Raw genomic sequence first — 19,980 nt, 5'->3', positions numbered from 1 at the left:
CCCGGTAAATGGTAAAGACACGCAAGCTTTTCGGCACGGATGGAATTCGGGGTACCGCCAACCGTTTTCCCATGACGGTCGAAGTGGCGCAGAAGCTGGGCCAGGCTGCCGGGCTGCGGTTCATACAGGGCACGCACCGCCATAGCGTGCTGCTGGGCAAGGATACGCGCCTGTCGGGCTACATGATCGAATGCGCGCTGGTGTCGGGTTTCCTGTCGGCCGGCATGGATGTGACGCTGGTAGGCCCCATGCCCACCCCGGCCATCGCCATGCTCACCCGTTCGCTGCGGGCTGACCTGGGGGTCATGATCTCGGCCTCCCATAATCCGTATGGCGATAACGGCATCAAGCTGTTCGGGCCGGATGGCTTCAAGCTGTCGGACGAGACGGAAGCCGGCATCGAGGAAGACATGGGCATGGACCTGACCGACAGGCTGGCCGCCCCTGACCAGATCGGTCGTGCCTCGCGGCTCAATGACGCGGCGGGCCGGTATGTCGAGAATGCCAAGTCCTCCTTCCCGCGCGGGTTGCGGCTGGACGGCCTGCGCATCGTGATCGACTGCGCCAATGGCGCCGCCTATCGTGTTGCCCCCACCGCCCTGTGGGAACTGGGGGCGGAAGTCGTGCGCATCGGCTGCGACCCTGATGGCATCAACATCAATGAAGGCTGCGGCTCCACCCGGCCCGAGGCGCTGTGTGCCGCCGTGCTGCGCCATCGTGCCGATATCGGCATAGCACTGGACGGGGATGCGGACCGGGTGCTGATTTCCGATGAAAAGGGGCGGCTGATCGATGGCGACCAGATCCTGGCGCTGATCTCCACCTCCTGGGCGCGGCAGGGGCGGCTTTCGGGACGGCATATCGTGGCGACCGTCATGTCCAACATGGGGCTGGAGCGCTATCTGCAGACACAGGGGCTGGAACTGGTGCGCACGGCGGTGGGGGACCGCTATGTGGTGGAGAAGATGCGCGAACTGGGCGCCAATATTGGCGGCGAACAGTCCGGGCACATGGTGCTGTCCGATTTCGCCACCACGGGGGACGGGCTGGTCGCGGCCCTGCAGGTACTGGCCGAGGTGGTGGAAACGGGCTGTCCCGCCAGTGCGGTGTGCCGCATGTTCCGGCCCTATCCGCAGATGCTGCGCAACATCCGCTTCGTAGGCAGGAGTCCGCTGCATGACCCGCAGGTGCACGAAGCCCGCAAGGCGGCTGAAAAGCGGCTAGGTGAGCACGGGCGCCTGCTCCTGCGCGAGAGCGGGACCGAGCCCCTGGTGCGTGTCATGGTGGAAGCCGAGGATGAGGCGCTGGTGAAGGACGTGGTGGAGGACATGTGCGAATCCATCAATGCCGTGCAGATGGCGGGCTGAGGCCATGCGCGGGCGCATTCTGATCATGGCGGGAAGCGATAGTGGCGGTGGCGCCGGTATCCAGGCCGATATCAAGACCGTGACGGTACTGGGCGGCTTTGCCATGACCGCCATCACCGCCCTTACGGCACAGGATACGCTGGGGGTGCATGATGTCATGCCGGTCTCCCCTGAATTCATCGTGGCGCAGATGCGCTGCGTGATGGATGACCTGGGGGTGGATGCCTTCAAGAGCGGCATGCTGGACCGGCCGGAAGTGATCGGGGCGATTGCCGCCGTGCTGGTGACATCCGCCGACATACCCTACGTGCTGGACCCGGTCATGGTGGCAAAGGGTGGTGCGCCCCTGCTGCGTGACGATGCGCTGGCAAGCCTGCGCGAGCGGCTGGTACCGCTGGCCACGGTGCTGACCCCCAACCTGCCCGAAGCCGAGGCCCTGCTGGGCCGCCCCATTGCCGGGCGGGGGGAGATGGTGGACGCGGCGCACGACCTGCTGGCCCTTGGCCCGCGCGCCGTGCTGCTGAAGGGGGGGCACATGGAAGGGAATGAACTGGTCGATGTGCTGGTGGAGCAGGGCGGCCGGATGGAGGCGTTTACCGGGTCGCGCATTCCTACCCGCCATACCCATGGCACCGGCTGCACCCTTGCCAGCGCCATCGCCACCGGGCTGGGACAGGGCATGGAACTGCGTGATGCGGTGGTACGGGCGCGCGATTATGTCCGGCGGGCCATTGCCGCGGCTCCGGGTTATGGGGCGGGGGCTGGCCCGCTGAATCATGCGGCAGGATGTGAAAAAAGATATAATTAACTATTTATTAGCTGAATTTGGATTTTTTAATACGATAAACGAATAGAATGCCGCTAACATATCATCAACTTTAGGTTGTTCAAAATATGGCATACACCTATAGGTAGATGTAGAACAAATATCTACTGGATGGTCGATATGCGGATTTTGCTAGTTGAGCCCAATGCCCGGAAAGTCGAAGAGACCACGCGGCATATGGAGAAGGCCGGATTTACGGTCGATCATGTCGACACCGGCCACGATGCCCTGGGGATGTTAAAATCCTATAACTATGATCTGGCGGTCATGAACGTGGACCTGCCCGATGTGGACGGTTTTGAAGTGATCCGCATAAGCCGCGCCGCGCGGGTACCCACGCCGGTCATGGTCTTGGCAGAGGAAAAGAGCGCGACCGCAAAGGTCAGGGCATTTTCCACCGGCGCGGATGATTACGTGACCCGCCCCTACGAATCCATGGAACTGACGGCACGGATGCAGGCGGTCATCCGGCGTTCGAAGGGATATAGCGAGCCGACACTGCGCGCGGGCCATCTGGAACTGTGCCTTGGCAGCCGGGAGGTCAGCGTGCACGGGCAGGGTGTGCACCTGACGGGCAAGGAATACATGATTCTGGAACTGCTTCTGCTGCGCAAGGGCATGGTCCTGACCAAGGATGCCTTCCTCAACCACCTGTATGGCGGCATGGACGAGCCGGAGATGAAGATCATCGATGTCTTCATCTGCAAGCTGCGCAAGAAACTGCAGGGCGCCGGCGCGGGCCAGCTGATCGCCACCGTGTGGGGGCAGGGCTATGTGCTGCGTGATGAAGCCGGCGCCATGCCCACGCCACGCGACAGGACGATGGCGCAGGCCACGACGGCCTGAAAACGGCCAGGCCCCTGAACCACCCGGTCCGCCCACCCCGCAGCCTGCCTGCGCCCCCGATCCGCACAAAGAAAAATGGCAGGTTCCCATAACGGGAACCTGCCAAGGTTTTTAAGTGATGATTCGATATGCGATGCCCCCATCGCCCCTATGGTATGGCATTGGTGTTACCGTTCGAGACATGAGATAAATCAAACTCTGCGGGAATAATGCATATGTTTTTTCCGTCACATCTTTATTCCGCGCGTCGCATGGGACAGGATGCACGCATCAACCAGGATGGAAACAGGCAGCATGTCGATGGGAACAAAAAGGGCGCTGAGACATCTTTATGCAGGCGGCGCATTGCTGCTTGTCGCGTCCACCGGGCTTACAGCGTGCGAAAGCGTGCATGACCAGATTGCGGACAAGGAAAACAGCCTTGCCGCCGCCGGTTTTGTTGCCAGGCCCGCCAATAATCCCGAACGGCAGATGATGCTGCAGAAGCTGCCGCCCAACCGGTTCCTGCAGAAATCCTTCGGGGACCATATGCTCTACATCTATTCCGACCCCAAGGTCTGCAACTGCCTGTATGTTGGCAACCAGGCTGCCTATGGCCGTTACATGTCCTATGTGCAGGCGCAGAATCTGGCTGACCAGCAGCAGATGACGGCGGATATGTACCAAGATGCCTCATGGAACTGGGGCATGTGGGGCTGGGGTGGTGGCTGGGGCGGCCCGTGGGGCGGTGGCTGGTGGTAACAGCCGCCCGAAGCTGCCGCGTGTCACGGAACGGATGAACGGTCAGCCCGGTTTCTGGCGGTGGTCGGCATAGACGATCATCTGCCATGCCTCCTTCGTGCCAAGCCGGTGCGGATGGGCATGGATGGGGGGCAGCAGGTGCCCTTCGGCTACCGCGATTTCCACCCCGCAGCCCACGCAGCGGTAAATGCCGGAATGGGGCGCGACGGTACGGGGGGGATGGATCTTGTCGAATTCAGGGTCGGTCCACAGGTCGATAAACTGTGCGGACTGGTAGAGCGCCATCCCTTTCTCCATAGTTCCCGTCGGTTGTCCGGACTGCCATGCATATGTCAGGCTCCATAAAATTACCTTTAACATACATGTTATGTTTCGCCATGCCGGACTGCCGTGCACTGGCTCCAACGGTTGTATACGCAGCCGGGCAGCGGGGCCATGGCTGAAAGGGACCGGCACCATCAAAGTAGCATGGCCCCGGCCCATGCCGGGGCGTTGATTTACGGCAGGTCAGGGGAATGCAGGCTAAGCGCCTGATCGACCGTCTGGGTCACAATGGCGTTTATGCCACCGCGCGCGGCAATCCGCTGGAACGGGTCGGAATCATTATTGAATGTCGGGTCCAGCTGGCCATCGCGCACGGTGCCATAGACCTGGAAATACATGTCGGGACGGGCGGGGATCGTATCCATCGTCCACGTCCAGTCAACCGACAGTAGCGCGCTGGCCCCCATGCGGGCGCAGGGACGGGCGGGTGACAGTGTAACGGCCCCCGTGGTCATAAGAGCGGCCTGCGGGCGGTGATAGGTGCCATCCCCCCCGATGTCTTCCATCTGAAGGGTGCGCCGCCGGGTCTCTTCCGCAGCCGGGATGCCGCGCCATCCATCCCCGTCCGGATTGGCATGCGCGCGATCAAGCGGGTCATCGGCCGGGCCAAAGGCATGGCCGGCGTAATTGAATACCGTGCCAGCGGGAACCTGTACCGATGAGGGTTCGGGCAGGGCCTGCACGAAGCTGTTCTGGACCGGATGGCGCTCCAGGCACAGCTGGACCTCACCTGCGGCCCGCGCGGTATGGAGGGATAGTACCGCCGCCCCCCATCCCATCCCGATCCCCAGGGCGCAGGCGACGATGCGCGGATGGAGTCGGGCGGGGAGGGTCCTGCCGCCCCCCTGCCGGGGGGTGCGGCATGACGGACCCGTGCGCGGCATGGGCGGGAGCGCAATCAATCCGAAGGATCAGTTGCCAGCGGCTTTCTTGCCCTTGCCGGCCCCCTGGGGCTGCTGGCCATCGGGGGTGCCGACCATGTCTTCCGATACGAAGCGGATGCTGTTCTGGGCTTCCTGCAGGGCATTGTCGGCCCCCTTGGTGTCCTTGCCCGCCAGCAGGTTGGTGGCGCGGTAGACATCGCTGGCGCTGGCGTCAAGCGGGGCAATGGCCAGCACGAAGTCAACATCCACGGCCGCGACCTGCAGGTTCTGCGCTGCCTGGGCGGGCTGGTTCTTGTTCAGGCTGGTATTGGCCGCGCTGACGGCGGTAGCCTTGGTCGAGCTGGGTTCCAGGTCCTCGGTCACGATATATTCGCCATCAACCGGCAGCCAGGCGACCGGCTTGGTGGATGGTGCTGCGGCGGGCGCGGGCGCACCCGTCGGGGCCTTCCTGGGCGGGGTCAGCTGGGCTTCCGCCTTCATGAACACCTTGTTGTCGCTCTTGGCGCGCTTCAGGGCGTTGTTGGCGTCGGTCAGCAGCTTGACGGCACCGGCGGTGTCGTTGTTGGCCAGTGCGGTACGCGCCATGGCAATATCGTCAAACGCGCGGCTGCCATCGGCCGACAGCTTGGCGAAGTCACGGTTGACCGCGCGGCCGGCGGATGGCGTGGCGTGGGCGGCGCCGACGGCCGTTCCAAGCATGAGCAGGGCGGCGGGCAGCAGGGCAATCTTCTTCATGGTTCACACTCCGGTCTCTTGTCCGTCCATCATTGCCTGCCGCCTCACGTAACAAAAGATGGCACAACGCAATGCGGCTGCCCTGTCATCGCATGTCAGGGCGGCATGGGAACATGGCGATAAAATGCGGTATGGTCATGCTTCGGGCATGGGGTAGTATGGGGCGCGCCACTCCGGTCCGGAGTGGCCCTGTTTATCAAGGAATGAACCATGTCTGACTGTACGACCAAGTGCCCCTCCAAGTCCCCCTGCCTGAAGGGTATCCTGGTTTTCGGCGCGATTGCCGGCGTTATCGCGTTTTTCCTCAAGAAAAAGAAGTGCAACGGCTGATCTGGCCTGAATGCCTGCCGGTCATGCCTTCCGTGGGCATGGCCGCGCATGGCCGCCGCCGGGATGCGGCATGACGCGCGCCTGCCGCCGCATCATCCATGTGGACATGGATGCGTTCTACGCCTCGGTCGAGCAGCGTGACAATCCGGCCCTGCGCGGGCGCCCGGTTGCCGTGGGCAGTGCCGGACGCCGTGGCGTCGTGGCCGCCGCCAGTTATGAAGCCCGGCGCTTCGGCGTCCGTTCGGCCATGCCATCGGTTACGGCGCTGCGCCAGTGTCCCGATCTGGTGTTCGTGCCGCCCCGGTTTGATGTGTACCGCGCGGTTTCGGCGCAGGTACAGGCCATATTTTCCCGTTTTACCAGCCTGATCCAGCCGCTCTCGCTGGATGAAGCCTATCTGGATGTCACGCAGCCACTGCTGCCCTGTCCGTCGGCGACCGGCATCGCCACCATGATCCGCGAACAGATTTATGCCGAGACCGGGCTGACCGCATCGGCAGGCGTGTCCTACAATAAGTTTCTGGCCAAGCTGGCATCGGACTATCGCAAGCCCGATGGCCAGTTTGTCATTACACCGGCCATGGGGGCGGATTTCGTGGCGGGCCTGCCGGTGGAAGCCTTTCATGGCATCGGCCCTGCCACCGCCGCGCGCATGAACGCGCTGGGCATCCGCACCGGGCTGGACCTGCGCGGCCAGCCGCTTTCGCGCCTGCTGCGGCATTTCGGCAAGGCGGCCGGTTTCTATCACGGCATCGCGCGCGGGATCGATGAACGCCCGGTGGAGGTCAACCGCCCCCGCCGCTCCGTTGGCGCGGAACAGACCTTCGATACCGATATCCATGACTGGGCGGCGGCACAAGTCAGCATCCGCGCGCTTGCGCACCGGGTCTGGAGCCGCTGCCAGGCCCGCGACCTGACTGGCGTGACCGTAACGGTCAAGGTCCGGTACAATGATTTCAGGCAGATCGTGCGGGGGCGCACCGGGCTGGATGCGGTGCGCGATGATGCCGATCTGGAGCAGCGTGCCTGTGGCCTGTTCATGCCGTGCTTTCCACCCGCGCGGGGCATAAGGCTCATGGGCATTACGGTATCGGGGCTGAGGCCAGCCGGTGGCACGCCTGCCCCGCAGCAGCTGGCTTTATTTGGCTGAAAGAATGATAGAAGTTTCTGGGTGCCGCCTTTTTTCAAAAAGGCGGCGGTCTTTGCAGTTTTCTGAAAAAAGCTGCACTCAAAGACTTCTGCATGGTTTCCGGGTCAGAGCGGGGGCAGCGGCGTGGGCCGCAGCGTGGCCGGCAGGTAAAGCGGATGCTCGGGCCGGCCCGACCTGCTGCTCAGGCGCATGGCGCTGACGGTAATCCCGTGCTGCTGCAGCATGCGGACCACCTCCGGCCCGCGCGGCAGCAGGCTTTTTATCTGGGGCGAGCCATAGGCCGCCACCACCAGGTCGGCCCTGCGCGCCATGGCCAGCAGGTTGCTGTCATTTTCGGGGCCGACCGGGTCGGGCACCTCGGTCAGGCGCTTCTGGTCGGTGCAGCGATAGGCGAAGGTATTGCCCACAAGCAGCGTACCATAGCCCCATTCGCGGGCATAACGCTGGCACTTGGCTACGGTGCGGTCATCGCCCTCTTCCGTGGCGACGGACGGGTTCATCATGAGCCACATCACGGCGGGACGTGTGGCATCCCACGTCCGTGTCAGGGCATAGCGGTAGCATTTGCCGGGGCCGCCATAGATGGCGTGGCTGACAACATCACCGGCCAGCCGAAGCGGACGCGAGGACCCCACATGGTGGGTGGAAGGCGGCTTGGTATCCATGCCCGTATTCATACGCATGGCCGCGCGGAGGTCCACCCCGCGCGGCCATGTCCCGTGCCGGTTCGCGTCCCGCTCAGCGCGGTGTGCCGATCCTGTGGGGGGCGACCATCAGTTCGCGGCCCTTGAGCATGCCATCCCAGTACAGCACCGGCATCACCCATTCTTTGAGGAACCAGGCCAGATGGGTGGGCTTGCGGCCATCCAGCAGCCATGTCGGCAGGGTAGGCTCCAGCTTGCCACCATAGCCGAATTCGGCCAGCACGATCCTGCCACGTTCCACCGTAAGCGGGCAGGCGCCATAACCGTCATAATCGGCGGCCATGGGCTTATGGTCCAGCGCGGCCAGCACGTTGACCGCAACCACCGGGGCCTGCACGCGCACGGCGGCGGCTGTCTTGGCATTGGACGTGCCCGCCACATCACCCAGCGCAAAGACGTTCTCGAATCTGGTGTGGCGCAGGGTGGCGGGGTCCACCGACACCCAGCCGCCCTCGCCCGCCAGGGGGCTGTTGCGGATCACTTCGGGCGCGCACTGGGGTGGGACGACATGCAGCATGTCGAATTCCGTCTCGGTGGTGGTCTTGCTCCCGTCCTCGGCCACGTTCTCGAACGTGGCGATACGGTTCTTGCCGTCCACCTTCTTCAGGTTGGACTTCAGGCACAGGTCAATGTGGTAGCGATGGATGTATTCCATAAGCGGCGGCACGAATTCCTTCACCCCGAACAGCCCCGGTGTCGCGGTGTGGAAGGAGACGTTGATGTTGTCGGCAAGCCCGCGCCTGCGCCATGCGTCACAGGCCAGGTACATCGCCTTCTGCGGCGCGCCCGCGCATTTGATGGGCATGGGGGGCTGGGTGAACACCGCGTTGCCGCGCCCCAGTGTCTGTACCAGCTGCCACGTATAGGGAGCCAGGTCGTAGCGGTAGTTGGAGGTCACGCCATTGCGGCCCAGCGTCTCGCCCAGGCCCTCGATCCCGTCCCAGTTCAGGGTCAGCCCGGTGGCCACGACCAGCACGCTGTAGCGGATGGAGGACCCGCTGGACAGGTGCACCAGATTGGATTCGGGCTCGAACCCGGTGGCCGCCGCCTGCACCCAGTCGGCGCCTGCCGGGATCAGCCTTTTTTCCGACCGTCGCGTCTGGGACTGCTTGAACACCCCGCCACCGACCAGCGTCCAGCCCGGCTGGTAGAAATGGGACGCCGAGGGTTCGATGATGGCAACCGTAATGCCGCCCCGGCGCTTGAGGATGCTGGCGGCGGTGGACAGGCCCGCGGCCCCTCCACCCACCACCACGACATCATAGGTCAGCCCCCGTGCCGCACTGGACAGGCTGGGGGCGGAGGGCGCGGTGTCTGTCATGAATGGTCTCCATAAGCACAGTAGGAAATGAAAGCGGGACAGGGCACGGGGTCTGTCAGGAACCGCTGACCGGTATCTTGATGTAGCTTACACCATTGTCTTCCGGCTCGGGCAGATGGCCGCCCCGCATGTTGACCTGCACGGATGGCATGATCAGGTTGGGTAGCGACAGCGTGGCATCGCGCGTGGTGCGCATCGTGACGAATGTTTCTTCATCCACACCGTCATGAACGTGGACATTGTGGGCCCGTTCCGCGCCGATGGTGGTTTCCCACGCATAGGTATCGCGCCCCGGGGCCTTGTAATCGTGGCACAGGAAGACCCGCGTCTCGTCCGGCAGGGACAGCAGCCTGCGGATGGAGCGGTACAGCGTGCGTGCATTCCCGCCGGGAAAATCGGCCCGTGCCGTGCCGTAATCGGGCATGAACAGCGTATCGCCGATAAAGGCGGCATCCCCGATCACATAGGCCATGTCCGCCGGGGTGTGGCCGGGCACATGCAGGGCGATGGCGGGCAGGGTGCCAAGTGTGAAGGTCTCGCCATCATGGAACAGGTGGTCGAACTGCGAGCCGTCGCGCGCGAAGCGCGTTCCGGCATTGAACAGCCTGCCGAAGATGTCCTGCACGCGAAGGATGTCCGCCCCGATGGCAAGCCGCCCGCCCAGCCGTTCCTGCAGCCAGGGGGCGGCGGACAGATGGTCGGCGTGGACATGCGTTTCCAGCAGCCATTCCACCTTCAGCTTTCCGGCCGTGACGTAGTCCGCCATCTCCTGCGCCATGGCATGGTCGGTTTTGCCCGATGCGGGGTCGTAGTCCATCACGCTGTCCACCACCGCGCAGGCGCGTGTGGCCGGGTCCTGCACGACATGGGTGGCGGTAAAGGTCGGGGTGTCGAAAAACGTCCTGACAACAGGCACCCTGCCTGTTTCACGGCATGTGATGATCTGGCGCGTGGCGGCCTGGATGGCAGGGTCTGGCATGGAATATTTTCCATAGTTTATGAATTACATAATAAATGTATGTTATGAGATGGGTTGCGTCAAGGCGCGGCAGATGCAAAAGGGCAGAGAATGAATACTGAGGGCAGCATATCCACGGACGCCGGTATGGTTGCGGCGCGTCCGTTGCGTATTGGCGACGTGGCGCCGGATTTCGTGGCCCGTACCACGAAGGGCGAAATGCGCCTGTCGGATTTCCGCGGGCGCTGGCTTCTGTTTTTCTCGCACCCGGCTGATTTCACGCCCGTCTGCACCAGCGAGTTCATGGCGCTGGCCAAGGCGGTCGATCGTTTTGAAAAGCTGGACTGCGCCCTGCTGGGCCTGTCGGTTGACAGTCTGTACGCCCATCTGGCGTGGCTGGAGACGATACAGGAGCGTTTTGGCGTCGAGATCCCGTTCCCGCTGGTGGAGGACCCCTCCATGGCGGTCTGCCGCGCCTATGGCATGCTGGACCAGACCGCGCAGAACAGCGCCACGGTCCGCGCCAGTTACGTGATTGACCCGGTGGGCGTGATCCGTGCGCTGGTATGGTATCCGATGTCGGTTGGCCGGTCGGTGGAGGAACTGCTCCGCCTGGTCGAGGCCCTGCGCCGCAGCGACGGCAATACCGTCATGACACCGGAAGGCTGGACACCGGGCTGCGACGTGGTCAGGCCCGTGCCCACCACGCAGGCCGCCATGCGCAAGGTGACCGGCCCATGCTGGTTCTATGACACGATGCCCGATACGGACCGTACGCGTTAGCGCCATGCCTGCCAGCGGGAGTACGCAGCATGCCCGACCCTAAGCCCGTCCCGGATGGGGGCCGTGGCATGCCCGGGCAGACCATGGTGGACGCGGACATGCAGTCCGCCGGGTTCCGTCAGGCCCGTCTGGCGCGCAAGACGGCGCTGGTCGAGGATTATGTCGAACTGATCGATGACCTGCTCAATGACGGGCAGGAGGCACGTCAGGTCGATATTGCCGCGCGCCTTGGCGTATCGCAGCCCACGGTGGCCAAGATGCTGGTGCGGCTGGAGGCGGAAGGACTGGTCACGCGCCGTCGCTATCGTGGTATCTTCCTGACCGGTGCCGGGCATGACATGGCGCGCGAGAGCCGGGAGCGCCATCTGCTGGTCGAGCAGTTCCTGCGCGCGCTGGGCGTGAGCGAGGCCAGCGCGCGGGTCGATGCCGAGGGGATGGAGCATTATGTGGGCAAGGAGACGCTGGCGGCACTCCGTCGCGCGCTGGATGTGGGACTGGCCGCCTTCATGCAAGCGGCGGAATCCCGTCACGACTGACCCCGCCCGCCGGAAGGGGCGGGACACGCCCCCACCGAAAGGAACCCCATGACCCGACGCGCGGGCGCTGCCGACCTGCCCCTCCATACCGGGCGCGTGCCAGCGTGGCTGGGCCAGCGCATGGCCCGGCTGGGGGGTGTGATCGCGCAGGCGGTCATCCATCATTACGGGCGTGACGAATTCCTGCGCCGCCTGGCCCATCCGTTCTGGTTCCAGTCCTTTGGCGCGGTGATGGGCATGGACTGGCATTCATCAGGCATGACCACATCGGTGATCGGGGCACTCAAGCGCGGGCTGGCCCCGTTATCGGGTGAACTGGGGCTGTATGTGTGTGGCGGGCGGGGCCGCCATTCCCGCCGCACGCCTGATGAACTGCGGGTGGTGGGGGACAGGACCGGACTCGATGCTACACCGCTGGTGGCGACCAGCCGCATGGTGGCCAAGGTGGACAGTGCTGCCGTGCAGGACGGATTCGACCTGTACCTGCATGGCTTCGTGGTGGCGGCGGATGGCAGGTGGACGGTCATCCAGCAGGGCATGCATACGGGCCGGCGCATGGCGCGACGCTATCACTGGCTTTCCGAAGGGCTGGAGAGTTTTGTCGATGCTCCGCATGCGGCCATCGAAGGGCGCATGGCGCAGGACGCGATCGTGAACCTGACGGACCGGCGCGCGGCCCCGTCGCGCCGGGGGCAGCTGGACCTGCTGCATGCCATGGGGCCAGACGGGCTGACCCGCGAGGTCACGCGGATCGAGGGCCGGGTACCCCCCACGCCCGCGCAGGGGGACCTGCCGCACCTGTTCCTGCCCGCCCATCATGACGTAAGGCCCGTGGATGTGAACATGCGCCGCCTGCATGGCGCGCTGGCGGCGGCGGCCGAGGCGGGACCACGCGATTTTGCCGACCTGCTGCGCGTGCCCGGCGTGGGGGCGCGGACCGTGCGCGCCCTGGCGCTGGTGGCCGAGGTGGTGCACGGCGCGCCCTGCCGCTTTTCCGACCCGGCGCGCTTCTCCCTTGCCCATGGTGGCAAGGACCGGCACCCCTATCCCGTGCCGGTGGCGGTGTATGACCGCACGCTGTCGGTCATGAAGGCGGCGGTCTCGGCCGCCCGGCTGGGGCGTGAGGAACGGCTGGATGCCATCCGCAGGCTGGACCGCGCCACAAGGCGGCTGGAGCGTGAGGCGACGGGACCGTCCTTTTCCGCCATCATGGCGGAAGAATACGACCGCTCGCATGAATATGGCGGCCGGTCGGTATTCGGCCATGAACCCCCGCCGCCGCGGCGGGTTTCAGAAGGGCAGGTGGACGGGGTCATGCGCCATGATGGCCAGCCACACGATCAGTAGCGATACGAAGGTGATGCGTCCCGCCAGGCGGGAGAGGGGTGCGTCCGTCATGCAGGCATGATACCGGGCGAAATGCGGCAGAACTGCGGACCTTACCGCCCGCCATGCACAGGGGCAGCACCATTACATGACCACACCCGTCAATAATCCGGCCGCCGCGACAGCGCCGCCAGACCCGGCCGCCACCCCGTTCCGGCCCGGGGCGGAGCATGCGGATCTGGCCATCCTGCAGCGCTACCGCCATCGCCCGCTGGCCTTCATCGGGCATTACGTGCGGCTGCATGCGCGCTGGCATGCCATCATCATCACCGCCATCGCCATTGCGGTTGCGTGCAATGTGGGCATGTCCGCCATCATCCGCCATCTGGTCAACGGCATGACGCAGGGCGGGCAGGACATGCGGGCGGTGTGGGTGTCCATCATCCTGTTCTGCCTGACCATCATGTGTGACAACGCGGCCTGGCGCGTGGCGGGGTGGATGGCGTCGGGCGTGTTCGTGCGCGTGGGCAGCGATGTGCGCCAGGATCTGTTCCGCTACCTGACCGGGCATGCCGCCACCTATTTTGCCGACCGGCTGTCCGGTGCGCTGGCCGCCCGTGTCTCGGCCGCCGCTTCCGCCGTGGTGGCGCTGGAAAACATGGCGGCGTGGAACCTGCTGCCCTCTGCCCTGAACATGGTGCTGGCCATTGCCACGCTTGGCACGGTCAGCCCGCTCATGGTGGTGGTGCTGGTGGCCATGACCGTGCTGCTGGGGCTTGGGATATACCGGCTGGCGGGGCGGGGGCAGGGGCTGCATCTGGCTTACGCGGCGGAAGCGGCGGAGGTGGACGGCGAGATGCTGGACGTCATGCAGAACCTGCCGCTGGTGCGCGCCTATGGCATGATCGGCGCCGAGCACGGGCGCATGCGCGCACGCATTGGTGGTGAGACCGCGCTGCACACGCGCTCGCTGCGGTACATGGAAAAGCTGCGCATGATCCATTCCATCGTCACCGCCGTGATGACCACGGGGCTGCTGCTGTGGGCGGTGCTGCTGTGGCGATGGCACAGGGCCACCACGGGCGATGTGGTGATGGTGACCACGCTGGGCTTCCTGATCCTCAACTGCACGCGCGACCTTGCCTTTTCCATGGTGGAGGCGATGAAGCACGTCACCCGCCTGGCGGAAACGCTGGACCACCTGCTGGTGGCGCATGAGCGCAGCGGCGTGCCCGAGACGGTGCGCCTGCACCATACCAATTGCCAGGGGCATGTCAGGCTGCGCGACGTGACGTTTGCCTATCCCGGCGGCCGTCCCGTCCTGTCGCATTTCGATCTGGACATTCCGGCAGGCAGCCGGGTCGGGCTGGTGGGGGTATCGGGTTCGGGCAAGAGCACGGTGCTGGCCCTGCTGCAGCGCCAGCGTTTTGTGCAGGAAGGGGCGGTGGAGATTGATGGCGTCAACATCCTGGAACTGGATGAGGCCAGCCTGCGTGCCAGCATGGCGGTGGTGCCGCAGGATGTGTACCTGCTGCGCCGTTCGGTGCTGGAAAATATCCGCTATGGCTGTCCCGATGCGACGGATGCGGCCGTGCAGGCGGCGGCCGAGGCCGCGGGCTGTGCCGGTTTCATCGCCGCCATGCCTCGCGGGTTCGATACGGTGGTGGGGGAGCGGGGGGTCATGCTGTCCGGCGGCCAGCGCCAGCGCCTTGCCATTGCACGCGCCTTCCTGCGCAATGCGCCGATCCTGATACTGGATGAGGCGACAAGCGCGCTTGATGGGGAAAGCGAGCGCCATGTGCATGCGGCCCTTGAACGGCTGATGGTGGGGCGCACCGTCATCGCGGTGGCGCACCGGCTGTCCACCCTGCGCGGGTTTGACCGGATTGTGGTGATGGAGCATGGCCACATTGCCCAGCAGGGCAGCATGGCGGAACTGGAGCGCGTGCCCGGCCCCTACCGGGACCGGCTGCTGGCCGTGGGGCTGGCATAGACCCTGAAGCCATAAAGAAGTTTCTGGTGAAGCTTTTTTCAGACAGCTTCAGGGACCGCCGCCTTTTTGGAAAAAGGCGGCCCCTAAAAACTTCTGTTTTTTATCAAATTTGTATTCAGGTGCTCAATGGGCAGCGGGCTGCGTGCCGGTCGTGGATGCGGGTGTATCGGGCTGGAGCACGGTGTGGCTGTCTGCCGCCCCCGGCGCGGGTGGCGGTGTGTCGACCATGCGGGCAATGGCGGTGCGGGTGCTGAGGATGCCATGCGTGGCCTGCCCCCGGTCATTGGGCACGTCCTGCTGCGGGGTCAGGAACAGCATGTCCTGCGGGAAGGCCAGCAAGACGCGCCTGCGGCGCAGGAAGTTCATGGCCAGGATGCTGTAGCTTGTCTTTTCCACATTCACGTCCAGCGGCAGGTCCTGCCATGCGCCCAGTGTCACATGGTCAAAATGGTGCCGCCGCCCGTTGAGGATCCTTCCCGCATTGGTGCGGACATGCATGTCATCGTGCAGGATGGCGCTGGTCAGGCCCAGTGTCCTCGCGTCCCGTCGGGACAGGGAGGACATGTCCGCCCCCGGCTCGATTTCCATCCGCACCGCCTGCCCGCCCACCTTCATGACGATGCCGGTCATGCGCCCTGTCGAATCGGGCAGCAGGGGCACACCCATGCTGTCCGCCCCCAGCCAGTCACGCAGCGGCGGGCAGGCCGGGGTGCTGACGGGCATGAACAGGACCATCTGCCGGTCTTGAAAATCCAGCAGCACGTCGTAATTGCTCAGCACATCGTAGCCGATCACCCCCAGTACCGGCTGGGTGCCGATATGGGGCATGCTGGCCCCGATGACCAGCGCCGGCACATCGCTGGCCAGGCCGTTGCTTATGCGCAGGCTGTGCAGCACGGTGGTATAGGTGGTGTCCATGCCGGCTATGGTGCGGATGCTGACGACGGACTGGATGGGAAATTCCTTTTCCGTCGTGGCATAGACGCCCACCTGGTCCTGGGTCACGCTCAGATACGCAAGGCCCGTGGTGTCATTGAACGTGGCCGGTACAAGGGGGCTGCCGCTGTTGGTCTGCAGCGGGGCCGTGATGACATGGCTCAGGCACGGCGCGGGCAGGCCGTACAGCATGGCGGGCGGCGGCGGGGACTGTGGCGTGGGTGCGGCGGCGTGGCGGGCATGCGTGGCCGCATGGGCCGGCCCGGGGGGGCAGGTCCCGGCCAGCATGGCCAGCACGAACGCACGCAGGCGGCGGGCGGCGCCGTGGCCCGCCCATCGCTCAGTCGGGCTGGTCGGACAGGTATTCCGCCCTGAGGGCGTTTTCATCCTGTGGGGATTCGGTATGGTCAAAGCGGGTATAGTCAACGGTGATCCGCCCATCCGGCCCGGCGTTTATGATGTCAACGAAACGATGGTTATACAGCATCCGGTCAAATCCGTAAGCCGAACGTGCGAAAACGGTCTGCCCTGATGCCTCGTCCGTTCCGGTCAGGCTGACGATGATTTCCGCTTCCTGCGCCGACAGGTCGGCCTCCGTCAGGCCATGGAGCGGACTCCGCGCATCAATCACATGGGTGGGCGTGCAGGCGAAGCGCAGCACGGGCACATGGGATTGCTGCAGCAGCAGCGGGTCGAACTGGCGGACCACCCGCCCCGTGGGCATGCGGATCAGCCGGGCCAGCGCGAATTCCACATCAACCGACAGGATCGGGCTGCGCCTGCAGTTGGCAATGCGGATATCAAGGTGCATCTGTCCGTTTTCGGGCAGGATGAGCGCCTTGTCGCTGAACATGACCCGCGCGCGCGGGCGGGAGAACCGGGCAAAGATCAGGCCCGTGGCCAGGGCGTTGATCATCATGCCGCCCAGTACCTCCACCGTTGCGATCAGGTTGGCGGTGCGGCTGACCGGCACCATGCCGCCATAGCCGACGGTGGACAGTGTCTGCACGCTGAAGAAGAAGAAATCGGCAAAGCTGCCCGGATGCGCGCCGTTCACCCCGCCGCTGTCGGCCATGTAGAGCAGGGCAAAGACAAGGTTGACCGCCACATAGACCAGCAGCGAGCCCCAGAAGAACGTGCTCCACGGCGCGGTCAGGGCATGGTGGTAGAAATCCGACCAGATGCGGTCCACCTGCCCCACGCGGATGATCCTGTCATGGCCATGATCTTCCAGCCGGTGGGGGCGGGACGGGGTGCCATGCCCGTCGGCCTGCCCGCCGCCGGGGGGTGGGGTCGGCCCGGCGGTCTGTGCCATGGCGTATCCTGTATGCGCGTAAGGTGTGCCGGGTCAGTACCGGATGGCCTGACAATATTTGTAATATTACAGCGGATGTCCTCCCGCAACGTCACTTCCGTCTGGACAGGTGTGCAGCCGGTTCGCATATCCATGGAACCCCACCAGTCAGGAGATGCGACCCAATGGATGATCCCGTCATGACCGATCCCGACCCCATGCAGATGGAACGGCTGGCCCGCACGCTGGAGGGAAGTGGCCGCTACCGGGTCCTGCGCCCGCTCACGCCGCGGGTGCTGGCGCAGTATCCCGCTGGCGGTGATGCGCAGGGCGGCGGCACGCGGCTTGGCATGTTTCTGGATCTTGAGACCACGGGGCTGAGTGCCGCAAAGGACGAGATTATCGAATTCGGCATCGTACCCTTTGTCTATACGCTGGAGGGGAAAATTCTGGGCACGCTGGAACCGTTCAGCCGCCTGCGGGAACCATCCTGCCCCATTCCGCCCCAGATCACCGCGCTGACCGGCATCACGCCCGACATGGTGGCCGGGCAGCGTGTCACGGCGGATGAAGTGGCGGGGTTTGTCGCGCCCGCTTCGCTTATTATCGCTCATAATGCAAATTTTGACCGTAAATTCGCTGAAGCCTTCAGTCCCGTTTTCACCACCAAGCCGTGGGCCTGCTCCATGCGGGACGTGGACTGGGCGGCGGAAGGGTATGAAGGGCGCAAGCTGTCCTATCTTGGCATGCAGGCGGGGTTCTGGTTTGACGGGCACCGCGCGGTGGATGACTGCCAGGCGGGCATTGCCATCCTGGACCGGGTGCTGCCGGTGTCGGAGCGCCCGGCACTGGCGGCACTGCTGGACAATGCACGCCAGATCCGCTGCCGGATCTGGGCCGAGAACGCGCCCTATGAATACAAGGACACGCTGCGCCAGCGTGGTTACCGCTGGAATGACGGCACGGATGGCAACCCGCGCGCATGGTCCATCACCCTGGCCGAAGGCGCGGTGGAGGCGGAACTGGCCTATCTGTCAGCCGAGGTGTTCAGTCGCCCGGTGGACCTGCCGGTAACCCGCATCACCCCGTGGGACCGTTTTTCCACCCGCTGCTAAGGGGCTGTTTCAGCCAGTCAGTCCGTCATGGCGATCGCGCCGCACTAGCGCATGAACTCGTCACCCAGATAGGCGGGTGGGCCGCCATCCAGCCCTTCGGCTTCAAACCCGTCATCATAGGGGCCGGAATAATAGCCCATGCCGTAATTATGCTCGTTCCAGTCATTGTTGGCGATCATCGGGCCATCCGGGCCTGACAGCTGTGGTCCCGTGGGGCCGGCACAGGCGGCAAGGGGGGCGGCCAGCAGCATGGCAAGCAGGGCAGCCGGGCGCAGGGCGGTCCGGGTCTTTTTTCCGGGCATGGGCGTATCTCCTGTCATGGGGTGGCGGTGGCCTGCCCGCTCTGGAACTGGCCGGGCAGTGGCCCGGCCACCAGCCGCCCACGGTGCCAGACCTGCTGGAGGCGGTCGAGCGCGCGCGGATCGGCCAGCGGTTCCCCCTGCACCACCAGCAGGTCCGCCAGCTGTCCCGGTGCGATCGTGCCCCGGTCGGACAGTTTCATGAGCCGCGCTGCATCACCCGTTGCCAGGGTTATGGCCTGGAGCGGTGTCAGCCCGGCCATGATGGACAGGCGCAGTTCCCGATGTTCCGCAAAGCCGGGAATACGGGTGGGGGTGGCCCCGGAATCCGTGCCAAAGCCGATGGCGATGCCCGCGCGGTACAGGGCCAGCAGGTTGCGCATGTTCACCGCCAGCGCCTTGTGCGAGGCAACGGTAAGGGGGGCCGCCAGTATTTTCCGCCGCCATGCCGGGTCGGCAAACTGCTGGCGCAGCGCGGGTGACAGCCCGTAGGAGAGGAACGGGTCCTCCAGCCATTCAGGGTGTTCGGCAAAGATGTAATTGGCCTCGTCCAGGTCCAGTGTGGCGATGTAGCCGGTGCCCTGCTGGGTCATGGCGCTGATCAGGGTGGCATCAACCGGCCTGTCACGCACGCCATGCGCCAGGATGTCCACCCCCGCAGCCACCAGCGCCCGGGCATCGGACAGGTCATGGATATGGGCGGCCACCCGCCTGCCGCGCAGATGCGCCTGTTCAATGACGGCGCGGTAGATGGCGGGCTTCATCTTGGGCAGCGGATGCGCGCCAGGCACTCCGTTGCGGAAATCATCCACCCACAGCTTGATCAGGTCCGTGCCTTCATCGGCCATCCTGTCAACGGCGGCCCGTGCCTCATCCGGTGTGGTGGGGCGGAAGACCTGGTCGGCGCCCAGATGGAACATGTTCTGCGGTGGCACGCCATCGGGTGTGCCAATGCCCTGGTCCACGCCATACAGGTCGGCACCGGGGTTGAGCGCGGCATGCTGCTCGCGCCGCAGGTCATCAAACAGCGGCGAGCGGTTCAGGCCCAGGGCGGTGATGGTCAGGACGCCGTAATGCTCGTACTGCGCCAGTGCCGCCAGAATGTTGGCGCGGGTGTAATTCACCGCGCCATTCTGGATGCCGCTGACCTGTCCCACATGGCTGTGGTCGGAAATCAGCCCCGGCAGCACGGTCTGGCCATGCAGGGTAATGATGCGGGCATGGGCCGGGACGGGCAGGGCATGGCCGATGCGCGCGATATGTCCCTGCTGGATCAGGATGTCCGTATCGGGCTGCGCCGGACTGCCGGTCCCGTCAATGACGGTGGCGTGGCGCAGCAGGACCGGCCGGTCATCGGCCCGCGCGGGCGTGATGGCATGGGCGGCCAGCAGGCCGGTCACAAGGGCGATCAGGACAGGGCGGCAGGGGGGCATGGCGGGGAACTCCATCCGGCTGGGACAGGCAGTGTTGAACGCACGCCCCGCCCGCGTCCAGTCACGTCTGTGCCGGTGG

The 19,980-nt window shown here is 64.9% G+C and carries 20 protein-coding genes; 10 read left to right on the top strand and 10 right to left on the bottom strand.

Annotated features, from left to right (window positions below):
• Positions 1 to 8 precede the first annotated feature (8 nt).
• The 4 genes from glmM (at position 9) to GWK63_RS12670 (ending at position 3,780) form a co-directional block, all read left to right on the top strand.
• Entirely contained in the window at positions 9 to 1,367 is a 1,359-nt protein-coding gene (glmM, locus tag GWK63_RS12685; RefSeq protein WP_039998665.1) for a phosphoglucosamine mutase, read from the top strand.
• A gap of 4 nt (positions 1,368 to 1,371) precedes the next feature.
• A complete protein-coding gene (gene thiD / locus GWK63_RS12680) occupies positions 1,372 to 2,175 on the top strand; it encodes a bifunctional hydroxymethylpyrimidine kinase/phosphomethylpyrimidine kinase (RefSeq protein WP_007397749.1) in 804 nt (267 codons plus the stop codon).
• Between the two features lie 138 nt (positions 2,176 to 2,313).
• Positions 2,314 to 3,039 (top strand): response regulator transcription factor, encoded by a 726-nt coding sequence (locus tag GWK63_RS12675; RefSeq protein WP_007397750.1) that lies wholly within the window; start codon positions 2,314 to 2,316, stop codon positions 3,037 to 3,039.
• A gap of 294 nt (positions 3,040 to 3,333) precedes the next feature.
• Positions 3,334 to 3,780 (top strand): hypothetical protein, encoded by a 447-nt coding sequence (locus tag GWK63_RS12670; protein ID WP_007397752.1) that lies wholly within the window; start codon positions 3,334 to 3,336, stop codon positions 3,778 to 3,780.
• Positions 3,781 to 3,822: 42 nt separating this feature from the next.
• On the opposite strand, the gene GWK63_RS12665 is transcribed toward GWK63_RS12670, so the two are convergent.
• The 3 genes from GWK63_RS12665 to GWK63_RS12655 all read right to left on the bottom strand — a co-directional run bounded on the left by GWK63_RS12665 (position 3,823) and on the right by GWK63_RS12655 (position 5,723).
• Positions 3,823 to 4,077, bottom strand: coding sequence for a hypothetical protein (locus GWK63_RS12665; protein WP_034933570.1), 255 nt, complete (start codon positions 4,075 to 4,077; stop codon positions 3,823 to 3,825).
• 200 nt (positions 4,078 to 4,277) lie between these two features.
• Positions 4,278 to 4,883: a hypothetical protein gene (locus GWK63_RS12660; RefSeq protein ID WP_007397754.1), complete on the bottom strand. Its 606-nt coding sequence runs from the start codon at positions 4,881 to 4,883 to the stop codon at positions 4,278 to 4,280.
• A gap of 132 nt (positions 4,884 to 5,015) precedes the next feature.
• Entirely contained in the window at positions 5,016 to 5,723 is a 708-nt protein-coding gene (locus GWK63_RS12655; RefSeq protein WP_007397755.1) for a YfdX family protein, read from the bottom strand.
• Between the two features lie 400 nt (positions 5,724 to 6,123).
• On the opposite strand from GWK63_RS12655, the gene dinB reads away from it, so the two are divergent.
• Positions 6,124 to 7,203, top strand: coding sequence for a DNA polymerase IV (gene dinB, locus GWK63_RS12650; protein ID WP_039998700.1), 1,080 nt, complete (start codon positions 6,124 to 6,126; stop codon positions 7,201 to 7,203).
• Positions 7,204 to 7,307: 104 nt separating this feature from the next.
• On the opposite strand, the gene GWK63_RS12645 is transcribed toward dinB, so the two are convergent.
• The 3 genes from GWK63_RS12645 to GWK63_RS12635 form a co-directional block, all read right to left on the bottom strand.
• Positions 7,308 to 7,868 carry a DUF1643 domain-containing protein gene (locus GWK63_RS12645; RefSeq protein ID WP_050800613.1) on the bottom strand — a complete coding sequence of 187 codons (561 nt, stop codon included), beginning with the start codon at positions 7,866 to 7,868 and terminating at the stop codon, positions 7,308 to 7,310.
• A 73-nt stretch (positions 7,869 to 7,941) separates the two neighbouring features.
• Entirely contained in the window at positions 7,942 to 9,228 is a 1,287-nt protein-coding gene (locus tag GWK63_RS12640) for an NAD(P)/FAD-dependent oxidoreductase (RefSeq protein ID WP_007397761.1), read from the bottom strand.
• Between the two features lie 55 nt (positions 9,229 to 9,283).
• Positions 9,284 to 10,207, bottom strand: a complete 924-nt coding sequence (locus GWK63_RS12635; RefSeq protein WP_007397762.1) for an MBL fold metallo-hydrolase — start codon at positions 10,205 to 10,207, stop codon at positions 9,284 to 9,286.
• Positions 10,208 to 10,297: 90 nt separating this feature from the next.
• Between GWK63_RS12635 and GWK63_RS12630 the strand changes: the two genes are divergently transcribed.
• The 4 genes from GWK63_RS12630 (at position 10,298) to GWK63_RS12615 (ending at position 14,824) form a co-directional block, all read left to right on the top strand.
• Positions 10,298 to 10,969, top strand: coding sequence for a peroxiredoxin (locus tag GWK63_RS12630; RefSeq protein WP_007397763.1), 672 nt, complete (start codon positions 10,298 to 10,300; stop codon positions 10,967 to 10,969).
• An 83-nt stretch (positions 10,970 to 11,052) separates the two neighbouring features.
• A complete protein-coding gene (gene mntR, locus GWK63_RS12625; RefSeq protein ID WP_099963289.1) occupies positions 11,053 to 11,505 on the top strand; it encodes a manganese-binding transcriptional regulator MntR in 453 nt (150 codons plus the stop codon).
• Positions 11,506 to 11,553: 48 nt separating this feature from the next.
• Complete coding sequence (locus GWK63_RS12620) at positions 11,554 to 12,852, top strand: DUF763 domain-containing protein (protein ID WP_007397765.1); 1,299 nt, start codon at positions 11,554 to 11,556, stop codon at positions 12,850 to 12,852.
• Between the two features lie 127 nt (positions 12,853 to 12,979).
• Positions 12,980 to 14,824, top strand: a complete 1,845-nt coding sequence (locus GWK63_RS12615; protein ID WP_007397767.1) for an ABC transporter ATP-binding protein — start codon at positions 12,980 to 12,982, stop codon at positions 14,822 to 14,824.
• Between the two features lie 123 nt (positions 14,825 to 14,947).
• On the opposite strand, the gene GWK63_RS12610 is transcribed toward GWK63_RS12615, so the two are convergent.
• Both GWK63_RS12610 and GWK63_RS12605 read right to left on the bottom strand, forming a co-directional pair.
• Positions 14,948 to 16,147 (bottom strand): retroviral-like aspartic protease family protein, encoded by a 1,200-nt coding sequence (locus GWK63_RS12610; RefSeq protein WP_223846532.1) that lies wholly within the window; start codon positions 16,145 to 16,147, stop codon positions 14,948 to 14,950.
• A complete protein-coding gene (locus GWK63_RS12605; protein WP_050800600.1) occupies positions 16,101 to 17,075 on the bottom strand; it encodes an ion channel in 975 nt (324 codons plus the stop codon). Before GWK63_RS12605 ends, GWK63_RS12610 begins: the two co-directional genes overlap by 47 nt.
• A 164-nt stretch (positions 17,076 to 17,239) precedes the next feature.
• On the opposite strand from GWK63_RS12605, the gene GWK63_RS12600 reads away from it, so the two are divergent.
• A complete protein-coding gene (locus GWK63_RS12600) occupies positions 17,240 to 18,169 on the top strand; it encodes a 3'-5' exonuclease (protein WP_007397772.1) in 930 nt (309 codons plus the stop codon).
• A gap of 44 nt (positions 18,170 to 18,213) precedes the next feature.
• Here GWK63_RS12600 and GWK63_RS12595 read toward each other — a convergent pair whose 3' ends face one another.
• Positions 18,214 to 18,471 carry a hypothetical protein gene (locus GWK63_RS12595; protein ID WP_007397773.1) on the bottom strand — a complete coding sequence of 86 codons (258 nt, stop codon included), beginning with the start codon at positions 18,469 to 18,471 and terminating at the stop codon, positions 18,214 to 18,216.
• Positions 18,472 to 18,485: 14 nt separating this feature from the next.
• Positions 18,486 to 19,901, bottom strand: coding sequence for an amidohydrolase family protein (locus tag GWK63_RS12590; protein WP_039998705.1), 1,416 nt, complete (start codon positions 19,899 to 19,901; stop codon positions 18,486 to 18,488).
• Between the last annotated feature and the right edge of the window lie 79 nt (positions 19,902 to 19,980).

Origin of the sequence: Komagataeibacter rhaeticus (genome assembly GCF_011611525.1) — a bacterium.
Classification (GTDB): Bacteria; Pseudomonadota; Alphaproteobacteria; order Acetobacterales; family Acetobacteraceae; genus Komagataeibacter; species Komagataeibacter rhaeticus.
Note: the sequence above shows the minus strand (reverse complement) of the source record. Positions and strands in the feature narration are given on the sequence as shown.